General features: G+C 65.0%; 18 protein-coding genes and 3 pseudogenes. 6 read left to right on the top strand and 15 right to left on the bottom strand.

Translation table 11 applies throughout. The features are described from left to right. The first annotated feature begins 63 nt into the window (after nucleotides 1–63). A complete protein-coding gene (locus tag DFR67_RS10300; RefSeq protein WP_110469427.1) occupies nucleotides 64–948 on the top strand; it encodes an oxygenase MpaB family protein in 885 nt (294 codons plus the stop codon). 61 nt (nucleotides 949–1,009) lie between these two features. Here the strand turns inward: DFR67_RS10300 and DFR67_RS10295 are convergent, their stop codons facing one another. Beyond that, a complete protein-coding gene (locus DFR67_RS10295; RefSeq protein WP_110469426.1) occupies nucleotides 1,010–1,717 on the bottom strand; it encodes an SDR family oxidoreductase in 708 nt (235 codons plus the stop codon). 82 nt (nucleotides 1,718–1,799) lie between these two features. Next, the gene (locus DFR67_RS10290; RefSeq protein WP_110469425.1) at nucleotides 1,800–3,104 is read right to left on the bottom strand and encodes an alpha-hydroxy-acid oxidizing protein; all 1,305 of its coding nucleotides are present in this window, start codon (nucleotides 3,102–3,104) and stop codon (nucleotides 1,800–1,802) included. A gap of 132 nt (nucleotides 3,105–3,236) precedes the next feature. Between DFR67_RS10290 and DFR67_RS10285 the strand changes: the two genes are divergently transcribed. Next, nucleotides 3,237–4,256, top strand: a complete 1,020-nt coding sequence (locus DFR67_RS10285) for an NADP-dependent oxidoreductase (RefSeq protein ID WP_110469558.1) — start codon at nucleotides 3,237–3,239, stop codon at nucleotides 4,254–4,256. Between the two features lie 71 nt (nucleotides 4,257–4,327). Here the strand turns inward: DFR67_RS10285 and DFR67_RS10280 are convergent, their stop codons facing one another. Next, nucleotides 4,328–5,137: a siderophore-interacting protein gene (locus tag DFR67_RS10280; RefSeq protein WP_110469424.1), complete on the bottom strand. Its 810-nt coding sequence runs from the start codon at nucleotides 5,135–5,137 to the stop codon at nucleotides 4,328–4,330. After that, nucleotides 5,134–6,201, bottom strand: a complete 1,068-nt coding sequence (locus DFR67_RS10275) for an ABC transporter substrate-binding protein (protein ID WP_211324994.1) — start codon at nucleotides 6,199–6,201, stop codon at nucleotides 5,134–5,136. Before DFR67_RS10275 ends, DFR67_RS10280 begins: the two co-directional genes overlap by 4 nt. A 114-nt stretch (nucleotides 6,202–6,315) precedes the next feature. On the opposite strand from DFR67_RS10275, the gene DFR67_RS10270 reads away from it, so the two are divergent. Beyond that, the gene (locus tag DFR67_RS10270) at nucleotides 6,316–7,176 is read left to right on the top strand and encodes a helix-turn-helix transcriptional regulator (protein WP_211324993.1); all 861 of its coding nucleotides are present in this window, start codon (nucleotides 6,316–6,318) and stop codon (nucleotides 7,174–7,176) included. Nucleotides 7,177–7,395: 219 nt separating this feature from the next. Here DFR67_RS10270 and DFR67_RS10265 read toward each other — a convergent pair whose 3' ends face one another. The 3 genes from DFR67_RS10265 to DFR67_RS10255 all read right to left on the bottom strand — a co-directional run bounded on the left by DFR67_RS10265 (nucleotide 7,396) and on the right by DFR67_RS10255 (nucleotide 9,654). After that, the gene (locus DFR67_RS10265; RefSeq protein ID WP_110469423.1) at nucleotides 7,396–8,499 is read right to left on the bottom strand and encodes an NAD(P)-dependent alcohol dehydrogenase; all 1,104 of its coding nucleotides are present in this window, start codon (nucleotides 8,497–8,499) and stop codon (nucleotides 7,396–7,398) included. Continuing rightward, nucleotides 8,496–8,963 carry a DUF4334 domain-containing protein gene (locus tag DFR67_RS10260; protein ID WP_110469422.1) on the bottom strand — a complete coding sequence of 156 codons (468 nt, stop codon included), beginning with the start codon at nucleotides 8,961–8,963 and terminating at the stop codon, nucleotides 8,496–8,498. The genes DFR67_RS10265 and DFR67_RS10260 overlap by 4 nt, the downstream gene beginning before the upstream one ends. A gap of 70 nt (nucleotides 8,964–9,033) precedes the next feature. Next, a complete protein-coding gene (locus DFR67_RS10255; RefSeq protein ID WP_110469421.1) occupies nucleotides 9,034–9,654 on the bottom strand; it encodes a LysE/ArgO family amino acid transporter in 621 nt (206 codons plus the stop codon). A 73-nt stretch (nucleotides 9,655–9,727) separates the two neighbouring features. Here DFR67_RS10255 and DFR67_RS10250 point away from each other — a divergent pair, with 73 nt between their 5' ends. Continuing rightward, on the top strand, nucleotides 9,728–10,636 hold the full coding sequence (locus tag DFR67_RS10250; RefSeq protein WP_110469555.1) for a LysR family transcriptional regulator ArgP: 909 nt from the start codon (nucleotides 9,728–9,730) through the stop codon (nucleotides 10,634–10,636). Here the strand turns inward: DFR67_RS10250 and DFR67_RS10245 are convergent. The 8 genes and pseudogenes from DFR67_RS10245 to ku form a co-directional block, all read right to left on the bottom strand. Then, nucleotides 10,574–11,935, bottom strand: a complete 1,362-nt coding sequence (locus DFR67_RS10245; RefSeq protein ID WP_110469420.1) for an MFS transporter — start codon at nucleotides 11,933–11,935, stop codon at nucleotides 10,574–10,576. The genes DFR67_RS10250 and DFR67_RS10245 overlap by 63 nt on opposite strands. Nucleotides 11,936–12,119: 184 nt before the next feature. Then, nucleotides 12,120–13,178 carry a DUF8129 domain-containing protein gene (locus tag DFR67_RS10240; protein WP_211324992.1) on the bottom strand — a complete coding sequence of 353 codons (1,059 nt, stop codon included), beginning with the start codon at nucleotides 13,176–13,178 and terminating at the stop codon, nucleotides 12,120–12,122. Nucleotides 13,179–13,322: 144 nt separating this feature from the next. Continuing rightward, the gene (locus DFR67_RS10235; RefSeq protein ID WP_110469419.1) at nucleotides 13,323–14,927 is read right to left on the bottom strand and encodes an FMN-binding glutamate synthase family protein; all 1,605 of its coding nucleotides are present in this window, start codon (nucleotides 14,925–14,927) and stop codon (nucleotides 13,323–13,325) included. A 9-nt stretch (nucleotides 14,928–14,936) separates the two neighbouring features. Continuing rightward, on the bottom strand, nucleotides 14,937–16,499 hold the full coding sequence (locus DFR67_RS10230) for a flavin-containing monooxygenase (RefSeq protein ID WP_110469418.1): 1,563 nt from the start codon (nucleotides 16,497–16,499) through the stop codon (nucleotides 14,937–14,939). 55 nt (nucleotides 16,500–16,554) lie between these two features. Continuing rightward, a pseudogene (locus DFR67_RS31585) lies at nucleotides 16,555–17,277 on the bottom strand (energy-coupling factor transporter transmembrane component T family protein); the annotation flags it as partial. 261 nt (nucleotides 17,278–17,538) lie between these two features. Next, nucleotides 17,539–17,925 (bottom strand): annotated as a pseudogene (locus DFR67_RS31580) (ATP-binding cassette domain-containing protein); the annotation flags it as partial. Nucleotides 17,926–18,216: 291 nt separating this feature from the next. Further along, nucleotides 18,217–19,353: pseudogene (locus DFR67_RS31575) on the bottom strand (DUF2232 domain-containing protein); the annotation flags it as partial. A gap of 89 nt (nucleotides 19,354–19,442) precedes the next feature. After that, complete coding sequence (gene ku, locus DFR67_RS10220; protein WP_110469416.1) at nucleotides 19,443–20,375, bottom strand: non-homologous end joining protein Ku; 933 nt, start codon at nucleotides 20,373–20,375, stop codon at nucleotides 19,443–19,445. 61 nt (nucleotides 20,376–20,436) lie between these two features. On the opposite strand from ku, the gene DFR67_RS10215 reads away from it, so the two are divergent. Together DFR67_RS10215 and DFR67_RS10210 are read left to right on the top strand one after the other, a co-directional pair. Further along, nucleotides 20,437–22,779, top strand: a complete 2,343-nt coding sequence (locus DFR67_RS10215) for an ATP-dependent DNA ligase (RefSeq protein ID WP_110469415.1) — start codon at nucleotides 20,437–20,439, stop codon at nucleotides 22,777–22,779. A 106-nt stretch (nucleotides 22,780–22,885) separates the two neighbouring features. After that, on the top strand, nucleotides 22,886–23,629 hold the full coding sequence (locus DFR67_RS10210; protein WP_110469414.1) for a metallophosphoesterase: 744 nt from the start codon (nucleotides 22,886–22,888) through the stop codon (nucleotides 23,627–23,629). The last annotated feature ends 6 nt before the right edge of the window (nucleotides 23,630–23,635 follow it).

Genomic DNA, 23,635 nt, shown 5'->3' with positions numbered 1-23,635 from the left:
CAAACGAGACTTCAATTGAAAGCGACAACACGCGTTCTCACAATCATGGCAGGAAGGCCGACAATGACGTCTGGCACCGTTGAAGGCAGCAGCGCTCTCTCCGATCTCTCCCCTCAGGCGCCGGCGTGGACACGCGAGCAGGCGGACAGCGCACAGGGCGATCTCCTGGAGATGCCGGGTATCAGTGCCCTCGCAGGCGCAGCGAACGTGATCATGCAGCTCGCGCTTCCCGCCGTGGGTTACGGCGTCGCCGAGAGCAGGGTCGACAGCGGAAACCTGTTCAAGCACCCCCTCAAACGCGGTCGCACGACCCTCGCCTATCTCGCGGTGGCCGTCAACGGCTCTCCCGACGACCGCAAGGCGTACCGCCGCGCCGTCGGCCACTCCCACGCGCAGGTCCGGTCGACCGATTCGAGTCCGGTGAAGTACAACGCCTTCGATCCGGCCCTACAGCTCTGGGTGGCTGCGTGCCTCTACAAGGGCTGGGAGGACATGCAGGTCCTCTACGGCGACCCGACTGCGTTGACCGAGGAGGCCTACCAGCAGGGCGCACTCATGGGCACCACGCTGCAGATGCCCCGTGACATGTGGCCCGCCACCCGCGCCGACTTCCAGCGGTATTGGGATTCGACCGTGTCCGAGCTGGACATCGACGACACCATCCGCGAGATGCTCGTGAGCATCGCGAAGTTCGAGTTCCTGCCGAAGCCGGTCTCATTTCTGATCGGCGACTTCGGCCTGTTCGTCACCACCGGTTTCCTGCCCCAGGAGTTCCGCGAGAAGATGCTGCTGACGTGGACCCCCCGTCAGCAGCGCCTGTTCGACCTCCACAACCGGATCGTGCGCACGGTGGTCCAGCGGTTGCCGAAGCCGCTGCGTGCCTTCCCGTTCAATGCTTACCTCTGGGACACCCGGCGCCGCATCAAGGCAGGCAAGCCACTCACCTGAGTTCCGAAAATGGGTCGTTCTGGCGAACAAAACCCCTGGTCGACTCCGCCAGAACAACCCGTTATCGGGACGGCGCGAACTGCGGGTACAACGCCTCGACGGGTGCAGCCAGACCGGCTTTGACCTGGATGCTCACGTCGTCGGCGAGAACTTCCAACTGGCCGGCCTCAAGGCCGTCGTAGGCGTCGCGGATGACGTCTGCCGGGTCGTTCTTCTCGGCTGTGACACCCGCGGTCATCGGGGTGTCGGTGTAGCCGAGATGCAGGCCGAGGACCTGGGTCCCCTGCGGCGCCAACTCGAGACGCAACACGTTGGTCGCCATCCACAGTGCGGCCTTCGACACGCTGTACGAGCTACCGATACCGATCCAGCTCAGCACCGAGTGGACGTTGATGACAGCGCCGCCGCCGTTCGCTGCGAGGACCGGGGCAAAGGCCTTGGTCACCGCGATCGGCCCGTAGAGGTTGGTGTCCATCAACGCTTTCAGTTCGCCGACCGGCTGATCGACTAGCCGGCCGGCAGTCGTCTGACCTGCATTGTTGATCACGATGTCGACGTCGGCAGCCGATGTTGCCGCGGCTTCGATCGACGCGGCATCCGTGACGTCCAAACGGATCGGCACGACCCGGTCGTCGTCCCAGTCCTTCGGCGTGCGGGCCGCCGCGTACACCTTGCGCGCACCGCGTGCGAGCGCCTGCGTGACGAACTCGGTACCGAGCCCGCCGTTGGCGCCGGTGACCAGGACGGTGGCGTTGTTCAGCGTGACCATTGTGTCTCCCATCGAACCGCGCCGAGATCGGTCGATCCCGGGCGTCGACTCCACGGTACCCTCTGACTTCGGTTAACCGAAGTCAGGTAACCTTCTTCAGCGCGGCAGGCGTGAGATCAGCCGTACTGGTGTGCCCGGACAGCCCGAGCGTGAGGTCGAGTTCGGCGATGATGTTGGCGACCACGTCCCGTGCACCGTCGGCACCGTCGAGCGCCAATCCGTACATGTGCGGCCGGCCGACACACACCGCGTCGGCACCGAGCGCGAGCGCCTTGAAGACGTCCGCGCCGCCGCGAATCCCGGAGTCCAGCAGCACTTTCGACCTCCCGTCGACAGCCTTTGCGACGTCGACAAGAGCATCGATGGAACTGATCGCACCGTCGACCTGCCTGCCTCCGTGGTTGGAGACGAGAATTCCGTCGACGCCGTGGTCCACCGCCTGCAGCGCATCATCGGGATGCAGAATGCCCTTGAGCACGATCGGCAGCGATGTCCGATCGCGTAGTCCGGCAATGTCCGTCCAGTTCAACGACGGCCTCGAATAGATTTCCAGAAACGTCTGCACCGATTCTCGCGGCACCGGTGAAACGAGATTGCGCACAGCACTTCCCGGTGCATGACGAGCCATGGAGATCAGCGACTTGACCGCGCCCACGGTGATCGCAGGTTTTTCCCGTGGCAGCGCCGCGGCGATCCGATCGCGGACGATCGAGATGAACCGTTCATCCGAGGTGTACTGATTGATACCCAGCCCCTGCGCGAAGGGCAGCGACCCGAGATTCAGATCCTGGGGTCGCCACCCGAGCATGGTGGTGTCAAGAGTGACCACTATTGCTGCAGCGCCGGACTTTTCGGCGCGCTGCAAGAAGCTGTCGACCAGGTCCTCGTCCGTCGACCAATACAGTTGATACCACCTCGGCGCACCGGGGGTGACCTCGTCCATCGCCGCGGCAGTGTCTTCCATCGACGCGCTACCCTGGCTCGAGAAGATGTATGGGATCCCGAGTTGTGCTGCTGCCCTGCCGATGTGGATGTCCGCGTCAGGGTAGGCAAGAGCACCGGCACCCACCGGCGAGAACAACACCGGCGCGGGAAGACGTTGCCCGAACAGTTCGGTCTCCAGACTCCGCTCGGACACGTCCCGGAGCATCCGTGGGACGATCGCCCAGCGCTCGAGCGCCGTCCGATTTGACCGCATCGTGCCGCCATCGCCGGCCCCACCAGCCACATAGGCCCAGGCCTTTGCCGACATCTTACGCCGTGCGGCACGCTCCAGCGCCTCAAAGTTTGTCGGCACCTTGGGCTTTCGTCCGAAAACCCCGTCGGTGTAGATCTGGTTCTGACGGGCACGACCGGGTGAAGGTACTGGTGGGGTGACGTCGCTCATCGATCTACACTATCGATCCCCTGTTCGCCGAACAACGACTTGAGGTACCTCACATTCGCCTACGGTGAGGAACATCAGCTCCGGTCCACCGTGTTGCACCAACGGAAACCAGATGTCGAGATGAGGAGAAGCATGACCAACACCACCCGGATAGTGCTCGCCGAACGCCCCCACGGTGAACCGAAGGACTCAGATTTCCGGTTCGAGGAGGTGGCACTTCCAGAGCCCTCATCCGGAGAGGTGGTCTTGCAAACGCTGTACCTCTCGCTCGATCCGTACATGCGCGGTCGCATGAGCGCCGCCAAGTCGTACGCTGCGCCGGTGGAGATCGGCGACACCATGGTCGGAGCGACTGTCTCACGAGTCCTGCAGTCGACTGTCGACGACTTCGCCGAAGGCGACATCGTCCTCGGCTACGGCGGTTGGCAGACACACTCGGTCGAGAAGGCCAAGTATCTACGCAAGCTCGACACCGACACAGTGCCTGCCTCGACGGCGCTCGGTGTGCTGGGGATGCCCGGCTTCACCGCCTACTCCGGTCTGCTCACCATCGGCAACCCACAGCCCGGCGAGACCGTCGTGGTCGCCGCCGCGGCCGGTCCGGTGGGCTCTGCTGTCGGCCAGATCGCGAAGATCAAGGGTGCTCGAGCAGTCGGTATCGCCGGTGGACCCGACAAGGTCAAGTACCTCACCGAAGAACTCGGCTTCGACGCCGCAGTCGACCACCGCGCCGACGACTTCGCAGAGCAGCTCAAGGCGGCGACCCCCGACGGCATCGACGTGTACTTCGAGAATGTCGGAGGCAACGTCTTCGACCAGGTGATTCGCCGGATGAACCTCTATGGCCGCATCCCCGTCTGCGGACTGGTTGCCAACTACAACCTCACGTCGCTGCCCGACGGCCCCGACCGGACCGGGCAGCTGATGAACACGGTGCTGATCAAGAGCCTGACCATTCGGGGCTTCATCCAGACCGAGTTCGCAGGCGAGCAGATGCCTGCGTTCCTCGACGAGGCATCAGGCTGGGTCGCTGACGGGTCGCTGAAGTACCGCGAAGACGTCACCGAAGGCTTCGACAACGTCCTCGACGCGTTCCGCGGACTTCTCGCCGGCCGAAACTTCGGAAAAGCTCTGGTCAAGATCGCCGACTAGCCCGATCTTGGTGGGTTTCGGCGACGGAAAGCCCAGGTCGGGCTCGCCAGAACCCACCAAGATGGGTGTTTCTAATCGCCGTCGTGATCGGCTGAGCCACGCTTCCAGTAACCCGTGACCAACCGGTCGGTTCCGCGGCGACGTAGGGGTCGGATGTCGTCGGCCTCTCCGGCCCCGAACAGGAAGACGCGGCCGGGCGGGAGGTCGAGCGCGTCCACTGCGTCGGCCAACATCGAACGGTCGGCTGGTCGGACAAGCCATTGCACCCGCACCCGGTCACGCTCGGCCAGCGGGTACTGCGTCTCGTCCTCGTGCGACACCTCGACGATGACGTCGGCGGACACTTCGGACGGGGACTCATCCAACCATCGGGCCACCGCAGGTAGTGCTGTTGCGTCGACGGCGAACACATAGTGGTCGAAGTTGTGCGCGAATGCGTGGGCCCCGGGTGGACCTGCGATCACGACGGTGTCGCCTGGCTGCGCGTCCACTGCCCACGTCGACGCCACTCCGCCCTCGTGGAGGACGAAGTCGAGAACAAGTTCGAGTAGCTCCGGATCGTATCGCCGGATCGTGTACTTGCGCCCGAGCGGTAACGGCCGCGGCCAATCCAGCTCTTGCTTCTCATTCGGAACCGGCGCCCGGACAGCGCCGTCGTCATCGGGGAAGACGATCATCACGTGATCGTCGGCCTGGTACGTGTGAAACCCCTTCAGCTCCGGTCCTGCGAGCGTGAGCCTGATCATCCGCGGCGAGACAAGCTCACGGCGCACGACCGCGACTGCGCGCACCCCGATCGGATAACCGATCCGAGCCGTGCCGTCGCCCGATTGATGGTGGGCGGCGACCCGGCTCCGTGGATCGTCTCGGGTGATCTTCACGACCCGCTGGGGGCCGAGGATGCGGGAGCCGAGCTGCTCGGTCCGGCCGATTCGGTCAGCAACGGTGCCAGCGCCTCGTCGATCGCATCCAGTGTCTGCAACGCAGACGTGTAGGTGGCTGCCTCGGTGTACCGGAGGCCGTAGACCTTGCCGGCCCGGACGGCAGGCAACGTCTTGAACAACTCCGAATCGAGCACGTACTGGACCTCGGGTCCGACCGATCCGTCGGGCTCGACGGTGTACGTGATCACGTCGGCGTCGGCGAAGCTCTCCGGGATGTTCTCGATGGCCGGGTACTCGGAGCTGTCCTGCGACCCACCCAACTTCTCCTTGACCTCGCCGTAGTAGTTCACCCCGACGTCCTGCGCAATGTTGGTGCCCCACGACCCGGCGAACTCCCGCTGGAAATTGCCCGCCGCCGATTCGCCGTACGCACCCAGGTGTCCGAACTCCAGCGATCCGAGGACGCCCGCGTACTTTTCTTTGATGCCGGCGGCCTTTTCGTCATAGGTCGCCTTGTTCGCCTCATAGGAGTCGAGTTGGCCCACGGCATCGAGTTGGCGCTCGGTCAGCTCGCTCCAGGCCGCGGGATTGGTCGGCCCGATGGCGACGACCGGTGCGATCGCTTCGAGCGCGCCCAGGTCGAGGTCGACCATCGCCGGTTGCGGCACCCCGATGACGATGAGGTCGGGGTCGACCCTCGCGATGGCCTCGTAATTGGTGTCGGCAGCCGACATGTCGCCGGCGATCTTCTCGAGCGACTCGTACTCCGCCAGATCTTCCGGTGTCATCAACGGGATCCCGCGCTTCCATTCGGAGATGCCGACCAGTGGTGCATCCGACTCGATCAGCGGCGGTACCGCGTAGCCGGTCGCCACGATCCGCTGCGGGGCCACCGGGATCTCGATGTCTCCGTTGTCGGCGGCGAATACCCGTGTCTCACTACTGATCGATTCGGATGCGGAAACGCTGTCGGAATCACTGCCGCAGGCCGCGGCGGACAGAGCAAGGCCGAGCGTGGCCGCAGCCGCAGCCAGGCGAAACCCGATGGGACGAGCAAGCACGATGAACTTCTTTCCTCAATTATGCGGATCTACGACGCAACCCCGGCGCGTCGAGCTTTCTAGCTGAGGCTAGCCTTACCAACGACTGCAGCGGCTTCGTCGGGAGGACACTCTGTGACGCTCGGAGGACACTTCGACAAATCCGGACCTGCCGGCCCCTTCGGAGCCGGCGCCGATCCACTGTGGGTCGAGGAGTACGGATACGGCCTTGGTCCGCCGACCGGGATCTTGATCCTCAAGTACGGCTCAGGCGGCGCCCTGGAGATCCCGGAATCCCGCAGCGACTTCGTGCACCAGCTGTACTGGACCCCGGATGGGATGTTGTCGGTGCGCCACGCCAACAGAACCGAGTTCATCGGCACCACCGAGGCACTGTGGGTGCGACGCGGAGTGACCCACGAGGTCTTCGCCTCGCGGAAGCAGATCATCTACCGCATCTGCCTGCGCGAAGTACCACTGAGCCTCCGGTCGTTGCGGGTGGCCGCGGTGTCGGCGGATCAGCAGTCGCGCAACCTCATCGAGCAGATCGCCCGACCGGGTCAAGATGAGGCCGAGGCACTGGCGGCTCGGATGACGATCATGGCGGGTCTCGGTGCCACCCACCGCGATTTCGTCGGCCGTGACCCCATCGGGACACCCTCGTCCTCACGCACCACGGGGTTCGCCCAAACCATCGCCCGAACCCTTCTGCACGACCCCGCCGACCCCACTCGACTCGAAGAGTGGGCGGCCCGGTTGCACACGAGCACCAAGACCTTGCAGCGAGACTTCGTCCGCGAGTTCGGTATGTCGTATTCGCAGTGGCGCAACCGGATTCGCCTGGACGCAGCTGTCGTCCTACTCGAGACCAAATCGGTGACCGAAGTGGCACATCGCGTCGGATACTCGAGCGTGCCTGCGTTTGTCACCGCGTTCGCCCGCGAATACGGCCATACCCCCGGACGCTATGCCTTGGGGGCCACCGACTCGGCCTGACAGTCGTCTGCATCAACTCGACGGCGGATGGCCAAGAAGTCACACCAGACAGTTCTCACGCCACCTGACACTTCCTCCGACTTCAGCCACATCCTCCTACTCCAACGGAGGACCTGACCACGACCGGAGGAACTGCAACTTCCTCCGACTTCGGATCGGCACGGTCAGCGTTCAGCGTTCAGCGGGCACGGTCAACGTTCAGCGGGCACGGTCAACGGGTCAGAAGGTCAGGACCGGCTTGACCGCAGATCCCGATTGCGCCGCAGCCCAAGCCTTGTCGAATTCGTTGAAGTCGTATCGCGTGATCAGCTTTTCGAGAGGGAGGTCGCCACGTAGATGGAAATCGATCAGGTCCGGGATGAATGTCATCGGCACACTGTCACCCTCGACGACACCCCGGATCCGTAAACCCTTACCCATGATCAGCCCCACCGGGAGCGCGGCGGTCGGTGCCCCGAGGCCGACGATGCCCAGCTGTCCGCGCGGCCGTAAGGCCGTGATGGCGTCCGCCAACACCGCCGGTATCGCCGTGGTGTCCACACCGTGGTCGGCGCCGCCCTTCGTGTACTCCGCCAGCATGGGAAGTACATCTGTGGCCAGCGGGTCCACGGTGTGCGTGGCGCCGAGAGCAACTGCGATGGAACGGCGTTCGGCGACCGGATCGACCGCGACGATCGTTCGACAGCCCGCGATCCTCGCACCCATCACGGCTGACAGACCCACCGCGCCGGCCCCGAAGACGACCATGCTCTGGCCCGGCACCGGACGCAGCGCGTTGAGAACGGCGCCGACACCGGTTTGCACACTGCAACCAAGCGGCGCAGCGAGCGCGAAGTCGATCGAATCGCCGATGGGTACCGTATTGCGTTCGTGGGTGAGCGCATGCGTCGAGAAACTGGATTGTCCGAAGAAGTCGCCGTTGACGGCGCCCTGCCGATCGACGATCGACCCCGACTCCACGCCGCGGTCACCCCGCATGTTCAGCGCCGTCGAATGTCTGCAGTAGGCGGGCTCGCCGCCTTCACAACCATCACATCGACCGCAGCTGTTGAATGTCAACGCGACTCGGGTCCCCACCCGCATCGAGCCGGCCGGCCCCACCGCCTCGACCACTCCGGCGCCCTCGTGCCCGAAGACCATCGGCATCCGCCGCTCCGGCCACCGCGCGGCCAGCGAGATGTCGGTGTGACAGATGCCGGCGGCATGGATCTTGACGAGAATCTCATCGCCGATCGGTTCACGGATCTGCACGTCCCGCAGGGCGGGGGCAGCGCCCACCTCACCGAGGACCGCCGCCCGCGCCACGGTGGGAGATCGGGTCACTCGCGTTCGAGATAGAAGTAGAAGTGCTTGTCGCGCACCAGTGAGGTCTTGCCGTTCATGATGCCCATGACATGTGTGTCGTCGACCTTCTTGAAGTGGTCGATGACAGGCTGGCCGTCGTAAACCATGGCCGCGGTGGTCTCGCCGCGAAACTCGACCGCCCACAGGCTGGCCTCGCCTTTGCCCAGTTCCTTGTTGGAGTACAGGTTTCCCTCGTCGTCTCGGCAGACCAGCGGCTTCACGTCGTGATAGGCGTCGAACGTCTTACCGTGCCAGTTGACCTGCTTCAACTGGCCGTCCATCGCATGCCCGCTGGGAAGCTCGCCACCAGACCACGCTCCGAGCATGAAGTCGCGACCGATCGGCTCGAGCGCCGCCCACAGCTCATCCAGGTCGGCGGGCTCGCTGATCGCCTGGCTTTCTTTCAACTCGAAAAACGTTGCGACGGCCTTGTCGTTGTTCATCTCTACCTCACTGCCGGGGAAACTCTGAGAACAACAGTAGTCAGAAATATGCGGGGAACCAAGGTCCGCGTCAGAACACGGCACTGAGGATCAGGCCGGCACCCAGTGCACCCATGACAACGGCGACCAGCGCATCGAGCATCTGCCAGGCCCGCTGCTTTGCGAACAACGGGGCCAGCCGAGCCGATCCGAACCCGAGCGCGGCGAACCACAGCAGCGACGCCACACAGGCGCCGGCAGCGAACACCCACTTCTCCTGCGGACCGTGACTGTTCGCAATCGCCCCGAGGGTGATGAGGGTGTCGAGGTAGACGTGCGGATTGAGCCAGGTCAGGGCCACAGCGGTACCGATCGCCGCCCAGCGACTGACAGCGACCACACCACCTGCCGTGTCCATGGAGACGGGTCGGACCACCCTTCGCGCCGCCATGGCCGCCAAGATCAGCAAATACCCACCACCGGCGATCGTGGCGATATCGACCACCTCGGGAAATGCCGTCACCAGCGCCCCGAGACCGGCAACACCGCCGAGTATCAACACGATGTCGGACGCGGTGCACACGGCCACCACCGCCATGACGTGTTCGCGTCGGATGCCTTGCCGCAACACGAAGACGTTTTGGGCACCGATGGCGATGATGAGTCCGGCGCCGGTGAGCAGACCCGCGAGGGCGGGGACGAAGTAGGTCACCCGACACACGCTATGACCGACAACAGGTGTCAATCCAGCGAATGATTTTCACGAACCATTAGAATCATTCATGATGGACATCAGTAGTGAGGGCTTACAGACACTTGCCGCGGTGGTGCGCGAAGGGACATTCGACGCCGCAGCCGAAACACTGCATGTGACGCCGTCGGCCGTGAGTCAACGGATGAAGGCCCTGGAGGCGGCGGTCGGACGAGTCCTGGTGCAGCGCACGAAGCCCGCCAGAGCCACTCCCGACGGCGAGGTCCTGCTCAGACTCGCGGCCCAGTGGGATCTCCTCCGGCTCGAGGCCGCGGCCGATCTCACGGGGAAACCCGAGACGCACCACGAGGATTCGCGGGACACTCCTCGGATGCACCTGCCGATCGCGACCAATGCCGACTCGATGTCGATCTGGCTGCTTCCGGTGGTCGCCGAGATCCAGCGTCGTCATCCCGTCGCCGTAGAGATCCTCCGAGACGACGAGAGCCACTCCACCGGCTTCCTTCGGGCCGGACAGGCCGTAGGTGCGGTCACCTCCGATCCGCGACCGGTGCGAGGGTGCTCCGTGCTGCCGATCGGCGCCATGCGCTATCTACCGGTGGCGAGCGTCGAGTTCATCGAGACGTGGCTACCCGACGGACTGCGGGCCTCTGACCTCGGCCGGGCGCCGATGGTCGCCTTCGACCGCAAGGACACCATCCAGTTCGATCTACTCGGGCGTTTGACCCGGCGCCACGTCGATCCGCCGACCACCTACGTTCCTGCGTCGGCCGAGTATCACCGCGCGGTCGAACTCGGTGTGGGCTGGGGTGCGGTGCCGGCGTCGCAAATTCAGCCCGCGCTCGACGCCGGCACGGTCAAGACTCTCGGCAGTCGGCACGTGGACGTCCAGTTGTTCTGGCAATACTGGAAATTGGAGTCACCGATCATCAACGACCTGACCGATCTGGTCCAAACTGCCGCCGGTGAGGTTCTTTACTAGGACCACCGGCGTGGCGATCACCTCGATGATCGGCTCGTCACGGAGCGGGTGGGCGATCTCGTCGGCACTCAACTTCGCCCAGAAGTAGGCGATCGCGGCAATGGGCACGGGCACGATTCCCGCGATGACAAATGTCGCTGTCAATCCGATCCATTGACTGATGGGTGCCGCGATCGCCATCGACACCGGCATCAGTGCCACCGACACGAAGAAGTCGAGGCTCGATACCCGGCCGAGCATGTGCAGCGGCACTCGGCGCTGCAGCAATGTTCCCCAGATGACCATCGGTCCGTCGAACGCGAACCCCAAGACGAAGCCCGCGACGACGAACACCCACACCTGGTCGGTCAGACCCATGACCACCAGCGGCAACGACGACAGGCCCCAGATCACGAACATGACCGTGAGGTACCGCCGGGGCATCTGCATGGACGCCAGCACGAGAGAGCCGGCCGCGCCCCCGATTCCGAAGGCGGCCAACACCATCGCGTGCGATCCGGCGTCGCCGCCTGCCCTGTCCTTGAGGGCGAACGGGATGAGTACCTCCAACGGCCCCATCACCAACAAGACCAGCACCATCGCGAACAGCAAGGTGGCCAGCAGCCACGGGGTCCGCCACATGTAGACGAATCCCTCGGCGATGTCGTTGATCGTTCCGCGCACGAGTTCGGCCTTGGGTCGGGACTCGGTGCGCGACGGCGTCGGCCGCATCAGCAGATACAGGATCCCCGAGAGTGCGGACGCCACGGCCGATCCGATGATCGCAACCGCGGGCGACGACATCGCGATCAGTCCCCCGGCGACGGCTGGACCGGCGGCCTGAAAGATCGTGGGACGCAACGTACCTTCGATACCGTTGGCGGCCATCAATTCATCGCGAGGTACCAGCGTCGGTAGCAACGCCGAATACGTCGGATAGTAGATACCGGTGGTGATGCCACCCACCAACGACACCAGGACGAGGTGCCACAACGCGATCGAATCCGTCAGCGCGAGCAACCCGACCCCGCCGATCGCAACCAGCTTGGCGGCCTCCAATGCGATCAGGATCGTGCGCTGCGACATCCGGTCCGCGAGCACGCCGCCGAGGAGTGTCGAGGCGACCATGCCGATCGCCGCCACGGCCGTCACGAGTGAGAGCTGACCGGGCCCACCGCCCATCCCGATGACCTGCCAGACGACGCCGACGGTCCAGATACCGTCCGCGAACATCGCGAGCACCAGTCCCATGCACAGCAACCGGTACTGCTGATGCCGAAACGGCTTCAGCGCCCGGGGCAGTGCGGAGGGTGCGGTCACCGATCAACTGTGCCCCACGGGCTCCTCCCGGGGCCACTCATTTCCCCGATCTTGGTGCCTTCTGGCGACACCCACCTGCGGAAACGCTCGCCAGAAGCCACCACAACCGGGTGGCACAAGCAAGCCCGCCGCCACCGGATTGCGGTGACGGCGGGCGTAGGTCCAGCGTGATCGACCGATCAGATCAGTTCACGCCGACGATTTCTTCTGCGATCGCGGCAAGGCGGGTCTGGGCTGCCGAGATGACGCCGGCACGCGCCTTGTGAGCCTCTTCGTACGCGATCACGGTGCGGATCTCGGAGGGCTCATCCAGCTTCTTCACCGCTGCGACAACCGAGTTCACGTTGAGTGAGTCGTAGTCGTCGATCGGCAGATCTTCGGGGTCGAGGATGCCGGTCGCGTCGCGAACCGCGTGGATCGCGTCGGCGGCGCCGGTCGCGCCCTGTGCGCGAGCGGTGTCCTCGGCGGCATCCAGTGCTGCGTCGCGAGTGGCCTTGGCGGTCTTGCTCGCCGTCTTGCCCGCATCCGATGCGCGCTCGACCACCGCGTCACCGGCGTCGCTCACACGCTTGACGGCCTTGTCGCGGGCGTCGGTCGCCAGTGCCGCGACTGCCTCGCCCGCCTCCTCGGTCTTGTCGACGAACCCGCCGAGTCGCGCCGGGGCGTTACGCAGGACGTCGACCGCGCGATCGACGCCACGTGCGGTGAGGGTCGCGGGGATGCCGGCGACACGCAATGCCGCGCCGCTCGCAGCCTGCAACGGTCCGCGTCGCAGAGCGACGGGTCCACCGATCGCCTCTTCCGCGAGGACGATGGTCAGCCAGTCGACGGTCGCCTGATGGGCGGTGATCAATCGTTCTGCCAACGCAACGACGCCGGGCTCGTTCTCCGCGGTGGCCAGCGCCTTCACGTAGATCGACCGGTCGAGCAACTGGTGCTCGAGTGCGAGGTCACCCAGCAGCGCCTCATCGAGGGGCTGTGCCTGCTCGGCGAGCGCCTTCACGGTGGCGGCGAGCCGGCCGAGGACGGGGCGCAGGGCATCGGGCAGCCCACCCAGGTCACGGATGGCCTTCTCGATGGCCACCGCGCGGATACGACCGTTGGCCGCGTTCTCGGACAGTTCCTTACGAACAGCCTCCGTGCGGGCCTGGGCGATGCGGGTCTCGGCCACCTGGACCTCGGTGTTGGTCAGGGTCAACAGGGTGCGCAACTGGTTGCGCAAAGTGCTCGTGGACATGCTCATATCAGTCTCCTTCGGTTGGGATGGGGTCGATATGGAGCGTTCGAGAAAGGCGTACCCGCTGGACGGCCCAGCAAACGATCCCGAGATCGACATCACAAGCGAAGCCGGATGTGAGTAACGGGTGTGACCAGGGGGTCGGATGAGCTAGGCGGTGCGCACTTTCGGTACCGCGAACGTCGTCGGATCCGCTCGTTCCCAGTCCCGATTCCACTCCCGGCGCTGCGATCCGCGAACCAGTTCACCCTCATCGAGCCATTCGAAGAGGTCCTCGAACGACTCGGCCGACGAATGTCCGACCCTGCGCATGACCAGCGCAGGACCCAGATCCTCAAAGCTGCTCAGCCCCATGGCGGCCAGTACCTGCATGGCGGACTCGACCGTGCCCTGTTGGTAATTGAGGACCCGGTCACCCTTGTCCTGCACATTCAGGGCTCGCGCGCGTCGCGGGTCCTGCGTGGCAACTCCGACCGGGCAGCGGTTGGTGTGACAGCTCTGCGCCTGGATGCAGCCGACCGCCATCATCATGGCGCGCGCAGCATTGGTGAAGTCGGCGCCCAGCGCCAGAGTCTTGACGATGTCGGTACCGCTGGCGACCTTTCCCGCCGCGCCGATCTTGATGGCGCCGCGCAGGCCCGACCCCACCAGCGCGTTGTGCATCATCATCAGACCCAGTTTCAAGGGTGTACCGACATGATCGGAGAACTCGGGAGGCGCTGCGCCCGTGCCTCCTTCTGCCCCGTCGACCGTGATGAAGTCCGGCAAGACACCGGTCTGCAACATCGCCTTGCACAGGGCGAGTAGGTCGGTGCGGGTCCCGACACAGAGTTTGAAGCCGACCGGCTTACCTCCGCTCAGTCGCCGCAACGTTCCGACGAAGTGCATCAGCTCGATCGGGCTGGAGAACGCACTGTGGGCCGGCGGGCTGATCACCGTGACACCGGGCGGCACACCCCGCGCCTCGGCGATCGCGGCGGTCACCTTGGCACCGGGCAAAACTCCACCGAGCCCGGGTTTCGCACCCTGGCTGAGCTTGATCAGGATCATCTTCACATTCGGATGAGATGCCTTCTGCGCGAACAGCTCCGGGTCGAAGTGCCCGTCCCGGTCACGGCAGCCGAAATACCCTGACCCGATCTCCCAGACCAGCGGCGCACCGTATTCGAGGTGATGTGCGGTGATTCCGCCTTCGCCGGTCTCGTGCAGGAATCCACCGAGTGCCGCACCCTTGTTCATGGCGCGCACCGCGTTGGCCGACAGAGCACCGAAGCTCATGGACGAAATGTTGAACAACGACGCATCGAACGGCGCACTGCACTGCGGACCTCCGATCCGGACGGTCGGAACCGCGGCCCCGATCTTGACCGGCGCCATCGAATGCAGCAGGTAGTCGTACCCGGGTTCGGTGATCTCCCGCTCAGTGCCGAAGGCCTGCTCGGCATGTAATCCTTTGGACCGCTGGTAGATCAGCGAGCGGACGTTGCGATCGTACGGTCTGCCATCGTAATTGCGCTCGATGAAGTACTGCTGCAGCTCCGGCCGAATGGATTCCAGCAGGAACCGCATATGTCCCAGCACCGGATAGTTGCGGAGGATCGCATGCTTCTTCTGCACGACATCATGGATCGCGACAACCGACACGATCACCACCATCGCGACCGCGAACCACCAGGTGGTGTCTTCGTTGACCGCGGCAGCGAACGTGAGGACACCGGCCACGCCCAACAGTCCACACAGTACGTAGAACTTCATGTGGCGAGCCTATAGCTGGGCAGCACCGCTTTTCGCCACTGCGCCGAACTCATCAGGACTTCCGGCGGTGCCGAACACCATCGACTCCTCGATCCGGTCGAAGCGGTGATCGAGGTAGTCGAGCACGAAGTTGTGGCGGACGTTCCACGGCCGCTTGGTCCCTGATTTCGGCAGCGCGTGCGGGTTGCGCTGCACATAACCGGCCTGCAGGTCAAAAGCCGGCTTCTGCGCCATGACCTGGTCACCGAGATGCGGATAGCAGTGCGTGTAGCCCTTTTCGCCCATGTACGCCAACAGCTTTGCGACCGCCTGCGCGGTCATGTCCGAACGCATCGTCCAGGAGGCGTTGGTGTAACCGACGCACCAGGCGAGATTGGGTACGTCCTCGAGAAGATGTGCCTTGTAAACAAATCGATCGCTGGGTTTCACGTCGGCGCCGTCGACGCTCACCGACACCCCGCCGAGGGACTGCAGTTGCAACCCGGTGGCGGTGACGACGATGTCGGCATCGAGCCGGCCGCCCGACTCGAGCAAGATGCCGGACTCGTCGAACCCGGAGATCCGGTCGGTGACCACCGCCGCACTCCCCTGGGTGATCGCCTTGTAGATATCCGCGTCAGGAACGGCGCACACCCGTTGATCCCAGGGCTGGTAAGTGGGCTTGAAGTGGGTGTCCACGTCATACCCGGCCGGCAGGTTGGTGACCGCGACCTTCCGTAGGTACTTTTTGATCGCACCCGGCAGCTTGCGGGCGGCCGCGTAGGAGAGCACGATGACGGCGATGTTCCGCCACCGGATGATGGCATGAGACACCTTGCGGGGCAGTATCTTCCGAATGAATGCGACCGTAGGTGTCTGCCTCCTGATCGAGCCGATGTACGCCGGCGATCGCTGCAACATGGTCACCCGGGCGGCAGCTGCGGCCAGTGACGGGATCAAGGTGATCGCAGTCGCGCCGCTGCCGATGACCACCACTTGTTTACCGGCGTATTCGAGATCCTCCGGCCAGAACTGGGGGTGGACGATACGACCTTCGAACTGATCCATCCCGGCGATGTCAGGGGTGTAGCCGTCGTCGTAGTTGTAGTAGCCGGTGCCGAAGAACAGGAATCGGCAACTGTAGGTGAGCGGGACACCATCTTGTTCCGCCCGCACCGTCCAGGTGTCCGTGCTCGAATCCCAGTCGGCGGAGAGAACCCGGGTGTCGAAGGTGATGTGGCGATCGATCTCGTGTTTGCGTGCGGTCTCTGTCAGGTAGTCCCTGATGTCGCCCCCGTCGGCGATCGATTCGGGCCGCGTCCACGGCTCGAAGGGATAGCTCAGCGTGAAGATGTCGCTGTCCGACCGGATGCCCGGATAGCGGAACAGATCCCAGGTGCCACCGATCCGGCTGCGTCGCTCGAGAATGGTGTAGCTCAGGCCTGGGTTCCGCTGTTTGATCCGGTAGGCGGCACCGATACCGGAGATGCCTGCCCCGATGATCAGGACATCGGTGACGAGGGCGTCCGGTTCGGGAACGTCCGCCCCGACATGGTCGTGCGCTGAACGATCGTGCGCTGATGATGCGGTCATACGAGAGCTCCCAGGTGGTCGGCATCGGTCGGGGCACGGCCACACCGGACCACTGTCAGCCCAGGGTGATCACCGCGCCGACCGACCCGAGCACCACGATAAGCACGATGAGGTCGATAAATCTCGGACTCCGGTCGATGCGTGCCACCGATCCGATTCCACCCCTGGCCTCGATGGCCGCAGCGAGCTCACGACCGTTCTGCACCGCCAGCGAACAGACGACCGGCAGACAGGCGGCCCAGCCGTTGATGCGTTCGTTGACACTCTGCTTGTGCTCCGGTTTGCGCTGGGCGATGGTGTGCAGCAACGTGCGGAAGTCGCTGATCAGGAAGGGGCACAGTCGCAGCGCGAGCGCGACCGATACTGCGGCCGACTGGGCCGGGATCCCCACCCGCGCCGACCAGTCCACCAGTCGTTGTGCGAATGAAGGAATCTCGACCATGGGTGTGGTCCAACAGAACAGCAACGCACAGTACAGAGACAGCACGGTCATCGATATCAGGATGCCCCAGTAGGAGGCACCGCCCAGCCCCAATTCGACCCCCGCCACGGTGACGTACGGATCGGCCCCGCCGAGCGCGGTGATCAGACCGCCGAACAGGGTGATCCAGATCAGCCACAGAGGGAGCCTCGGGACGGCGGCGCGCGGCACCTTGCCCAGCAGGGTCCAGCCGGTCGCGATCCCCACCCCCACGGCGACACTGAGCCAGGTCGGCTCGAGCGCGAACATCACCGCGATCGAGGCCAGCATCAACAGCTTGGTGCCGACCCACCATCCACGGGCCGGCGATGCGTTCGGAAGGGTCCGCACGACGCTCGCCAAGTTCGCGGTCGATTTCAGCGTCGACGGGTCCGGGGCCGCAGCCACCGGCTGCCCGTCGATGGTCCCCTTGTCCACGACGATGGTCCGGTCCACGAGTCCGGCGAGCTCCCCGACGTCATGCGAGATCACGATGAGCGTGGTGCCGGAAGCCTTGACCCGGGACAGGGCTCGCACCATCGCCGCCCGAGCCGGTGTGTCCAGACCGGCCAGCGGCTCGTCGAGCACCAGCAGCCGCGGCCGGCAGGCCAACAGACCGGCCAGCGCCACCCGGCGTTGCTGCCCCACCGACAGTTGGTCGACAAGGGCGTCGCCGAGTACGGCGGGATTGAGACCGAGTTCGATCAGGGCGACGTTCACGGCGGTGTCGTCGACGCCCGCAGCGTCGCGGATGTCGGAGCGCACCTTCGACCGGACCAGTTGCAGACGGGAGTACTGGAACCCGAGCAGCGCGTGCTTGCGACCGTTGCGTACCGGCGCCCCGTCCACCAGCACCGACCCGCTGGTCGGTGGTTGGAGTCCGGTGAGAACCCGTGCGAGCGTCGACTTCCCGGCACCGTTGGGTCCGGTGATCAGCACCGCCGAACCGGCGGTGATCTGCAGGTTGAGACCACTGAAGATCTGGTTGTGCCACGGGGTGCCGGCGTCGTGGGCATAGCCGACGTCGTAGAGGCCGACGTGCGCGCCCGGGATGTGCCCGATGCCCCTGCTGGGACTGAGCAACTCGGCCCCGGCGTCGCGGTGGCTCGAGTCGAGCACGACCTCGCGATCGGCGAGAGCCGCTTCGCCCACATCGTGGGTGATCTGCAGGACCGCGGTGTCGCCGCTGTCCGCGAGCTCGCGAAACACCCCGATGACCGCGCGGCGACCCTCCTGGTCGACCATCGCTGTCGACTCGTCGCTGATGAGCACGGCCGGCTCCCGCGACAGTGCGGCGGCGATCGCGAGACGCTGCAGCTGACCACCGGACAACGTGGTCGTCTCTCGCGACAGCATCCCCGACAAGCCGACCCGGTCGAGGAGAACATTCATCTGATCCTCGGTCAGCTGGGGATTGCCCCACGCCAGGTCGTCGGCGACGACCATCCCGAGTACCTGCGTCTCCGGCCGCTGGCTGATCACGGCGGTACCGCCGCGCTCACCCAGACCCACGGCTCCGGGCCGCTCGACGGTGCCTGCCGTGGGGGCGCGGCCCGCGACCACCCGCGCGAGAGTGGATTTCCCGACCCCGTTGGGTCCGGTCACCGCCACGACCTCGCCGGCTCCGAGACTCATCGTCACATCGTGGATCGCCGGTACCGGCGCCCCCGGGTACTGCACGCCGACCCCGCGCAAGTGCAGCGGGAGCGGCGCCACCGGTCCGTGTTCATCGATCTTCTCGTCGACGTGAGGCGCTCCCAGCCGTGCGATCATCCCGGGCACCGGGCCCTTGAGCACCACGTAGACGGCCAGCGCCGACAAGGTCACCCCGATGACACCGGCTGCCGGGATGGCGATCCACCAGTACCGAAGGCACCAGGTGACCGCCGGATCGACGACCTCGGTGAATGCTTCGAGGCCCGCGTTGTTCATCACCCGCTCGGTGCCCTGCCAGCCGTTGCGGATCTGGGTGATCATGAATTCGCGGTAGTCGGACAGGAGCGCGATGAATCCCGTTGCGATGGCCGCGGACGGAACCGCGAGGAACAAGAAGGCCGAGACGGTGACTCTCGGCGCCTTCCAGCTGCGGCGGAAGGCGATCCCGACCAGGGTGCCGAAGATGGCGGCGCTGCCGACGAGATTTGCCGCGGTCACCCCGCCGAAGAGAAATGCGACGACCCAGCCCGTGAAGGCAGCCAGGATGCTGACGCGGAGCCTGCGCCTGCCCGCGAGAATCGCGTATGGCACCGACGCGACCAGCGACGCCGCTCCCCCGATCGGCAGGAATCGGCTCAGGACGCAGATCGCGGCGGCGACATCGGCCAGGGCCGCGGCCTCGGCGATCTCGATGGCGGTGACCCGTCGGCGAGCACGGGCGGTTACGGGCGGCGCCACGGCGTCACCGAGATCGGGTCCTGCTGCTTTGCGTGTGATGCGTCCAGATTGCCAGAGGACGCCGACGCGCGGCCGCGAGACCGTTGCGCTCAGCCTGCTTTGCGTTTGGCAGGTGCCTTCTTCGCGGGTGCTTTCTTGGCTGCCGCCTTCTTGGCAGGGGCCTTCTTCGCCGTCGCCTTTTTCGCCGGCGCCTTCTTCGGTGCGTCCTCGTCCGAGTCGTCGTCGGAGTCCGCGGAGGCCGAGCCGCCCCTGTCCTTCACCGACGCGCGCAACGCTGCCAGCAGGTCCGCGACCTCCGAGTCGTCGTCATCGTCGTCGGACTTCTCGGGTGCGGTGAACGCTTCGGTGCCCTCGGCCTTCGCCTCGATGAGTTTGCTCAATTCCAGCTGATAGGTGTCCTCGTACTGCTCGGGATCGAAATCGCCCGACATCGACTCGATGAGCGAGGCCGCCATCTTCAGCTCTTGCGGCTTCAGATCCGGGGACTCGTCGAGCGAAGGGAACGATGCCTCCCGCACCTCGTCAGGCCACAGCAGCGTCTGCAAGGTCAGGACGTTGCCCACGACCCGTAGCGCAGCCAGCCGGGTCCGATTGCGCAGTGTGAACGTGGCGATCGCCAGCCGATCGGTTTCCTGCAGCGCCTCCCGCATCAGTGCGTACGCCTTGGGAGATTTACTCGCGGGCTCGAGGTAGTACGGCTTGTCGAAGTAGATGGGATCGACCTGCTCGACCGGCACGAAGTCGGTGATCGAGATCTCGGGACTGCGTTGCACGGGCAACTCCGAGAGGTCGTCCTTGGTCAGGACGACGGTCTCGCCGGTCTCGCTCTCGTAGGCGTTGGCGATGGACGAGAACTCGACCTCGTCATCCGTCCCTTCGCGAACCTTGCGGTACCGGATCCGCGTACCGTCCTTCGAGTCGACCTGATGCGACTTCCGGTCATGACTCTCGGTCGCCGAGTACACCTTGACCGGCACATTGACCAGGCCAAAGCTGAGATCGCCCTTCCAAATCGAACGCATATCGTCATTGTGCAGGTATCGGCCATTTGACGCAGCCCCCTGGCGCGGGAAAAGTCGTGTCATGCCCAGCCGCAACAGCCTCGACGTCGACGGGCACACCATCGCGGTGACCCACCTCGACAAGGTGATTTACCCTCGGACGGGGACCATCAAGGCGCAGGTCATCGAGTACTACAGCGAGATCTCCGACGTGATGTTGCCGCACATCCGTGACCGGCCGGTGACCCGCAAACGCTGGCCCGACGGCGTGCAGAGCACCCCGTTCTTCGAAAAGAACCTGCCTGCTCACGCACCCGAATGGGTGGGTCGGGTGCAACTCGAACACAGCGACCGCAGCGTCGTCTACCCGGTGCTGACGTCGCGGGCCGAGCTCGTCTGGCTGGCGCAACAGGCCGCGCTCGAACTGCATGTGCCGCAATGGACGCTCGGATCAGGCGACGGGGGCGTGTCGTACAAACAGGACCGAATGACCGACCGCGTCGTCCTCGACCTCGACCCCGGGCCCGACGTCACCCTGTACCAGTGCGCGCAGGTGGCGTTACGCATCAGGGAGATGCTCGACGGCATCGGGTTACGTAGTTTTCCGGTGACGAGCGGTTCCAAGGGCATCCACATCTACTTCCGGCTCGACGCCCCGATCTCCGCCGACTCGGCGCGCAAGGTCGCCAAACAGATCGCCACCCAGTTGCAGTCGGAAAGCCCTGAGCTGGTGACCGCGCAGATGACGAAGTCGGTCCGGGGCGGTCGGGTGTTCGTCGACTGGAGCCAGAACAGTGCGTCCAAGACCACGCTCGCCCCGTATTCGATGCGGGGCCGGGACGAACCCTGCGTAGCGGCGCCTCGAGCGTGGGACGAGCTGAATGACAAGAAGATCCGGCACATCATGTTCGACGAGATGACGGCCAGACTGGACGAGTTCGGTGATCTGCTCACGGGTCTGGAGGATGTCTCGCCCAGCGGTTCGGCGCCGATTCCCCGCAGCACGGCAGCCGGCACCGACGTCGTGGATCTCGGCGAGTACCGGCGCAAGCGAGACGAGAACAAGACCCCCGAGCCGTTCGGTGACTCGAGAACCGACGACGACCGCGCCGAGGGCCCGATGTTCGTGATCCAGGAACACCATGCCCGCCGGCTGCACTACGACTTCCGGCTCGAACGCGACGGCGTCCTGGTGTCCTGGGCCATCCCCAAGAACCTGCCGCTGGAAGGGGACAAGAACCGACTCGCCGTCCAGACCGAAGACCATCCGATCGACTACGGGAATTTCGAGGGCGACATCCCCGCAGGCGAGTACGGCGGTGGCCACGTCGAAATCTGGGACCGGGGCACCTACGAGACCGAGAAGTGGCGCGACAAAGAGATCATCGTGCGTTTGCACGGGGAGCGGATCCAGGGCAGGTACGCCCTGATCAAAACCGGCGACAAGAACTGGCTGGCGCACCTGATGTCTGACGAACCGCGCCCGATCGTGCCCGACAGCCTGCGCGATCCACGACCGATGCTGGCCACCGACGAATCCATCGAGAAACTGACCGGCGACAAGTGGGCCTTCGAGGGCAAGTGGGACGGGTACCGGATCCTGCTGCGCTACATCGACGGCAAGCTGCGGCTCACGTCCCGGTCCGGCATCGACATGACCAAGGACTTCCCGGCCCTGCGCACCATCGCCGACGACCTCGGACTGCTCGATGTGGTACTCGATGGGGAGGTCGTGGCCTTCGACGAACAGGGTCGAACCAATTTCACCCGCCTTGCCGGCCGCAGCGAGATCGGTGACGTCGACGTGAAGTTCATGCTCTTCGACATCCTGTATCTCAACGGGTCGTCGCTGCTGAAACTCACGTGGGAGGACCGGCGCGGGCTGCTGGAGGAGATCGGCAAAGCCTTCCGCACCGATCTCGTCCAACTTCCCCCACTGCTCGACGGCCCGGGGTCGGCCGCCATCGCGACGAGCCGAGACCGTGGTTGGGAAGGCGTGGTCGCCAAGCGGCGCGACTCGACCTACCAGCAGGGCAGGCGGTCGAAGACGTGGCTCAAACAAAAGAACTGGACCGACATCGAGGTGGTCATCGGTGGCTGGCGGCCGGGCAAAGGGGGTCGCGGCAGTCGCATCGGGTCGCTGCTGCTGGGGCTGCCGGAAGAGACCGGCCTGCGCTATGTGGGCCGCGTCGGGACAGGTTTCAGCGACAGCCAACTCGACGCCCTGATGGCCGAGTTGGAGCCGCTGCGTCGCAAGACCTCCCCCTTCCTCGACACCCTCGATCGCAAGGTCGCCTCGGACGCCGTCTGGGTCCTGCCGAAGTTGGTCGCCGATGTGAGATTCATGGACTGGACCTCTGCAGGTCATCTGCGTCACCCGTCGTGGCGGGGAATCCGCCGGGACAAGTTGCCCGGCGACCTGTGAGTGACGCCCAGAGATTGTGACCTGCGCGGAACCAAACGTTACGGTCGTAGCCAGGTAGCAGATACGGCATCGCCGGGCTGGACCAATGAGACTTGAAGGAGAGCACGTGCTCGTCGTCGCGCACATCAGCGATCTGCATTTCAACGGCACAGCCGGCGGACGTGATCGGGTCACCTCGGTCTTGGACTACATCAATCGCCGGGCCGCCGGTATCGATGCCCTGGTGGTCACCGGCGACATCGCCGACGACGGTCGGCAGAGCCAGTACGAGGAAGCCGCGGCCACCCTGATCACCCCGTTGCCGATGCTGGTGTTGCCCGGCAACCACGACGTCCGCGGTGAATTCGGGCACGCGTTGCTTCGCGGGAGCCCCGACCGGGGACCGCTCAACCACTCGCAGATGATCGCGGGCGCCCTGTTCCTGATGTGTGACAGTTCGATTCCCGGCCAGAACGAGGGGCGCCTCGACGACGAGACACTCACCTGGATGGATGCGCAGATCGCCGGCGCGGGCCCGCACGTCCCCGTCTTCGTGGCGTTCCACCATCCTCCGGTCACGCTGCAGATGCCGTTCATGGACACCATCCGTCAGACGGGTGAGGAACGGCTCATCGCTCTGGTCGACAAGCACCCCAACATCGTCGCGTTCCTGTGCGGACATGCCCATACCGGTGCGGTCACCGCGTTCGCGGGGCGGCCGTTGTGTCTGGCCCCCGGGGTGTCGTCAACGCTCAATCTGCCGTTCGAGGGTTCCGACGTGATCAACGAAACCCAGCCCCCGGGGCTGGCATTTCATGTGTACGCGGAGGGCCGCATCATCAGCCACTTCCGGTCGGTGCCCGCAGCCTGAAGGTCG

Source organism: Williamsia limnetica (assembly GCF_003217475.1).
Classification (GTDB): Bacteria; Actinomycetota; Actinomycetes; order Mycobacteriales; family Mycobacteriaceae; genus Williamsia; species Williamsia limnetica.
This window is presented reverse-complemented; position numbering and strand designations above follow the sequence as displayed.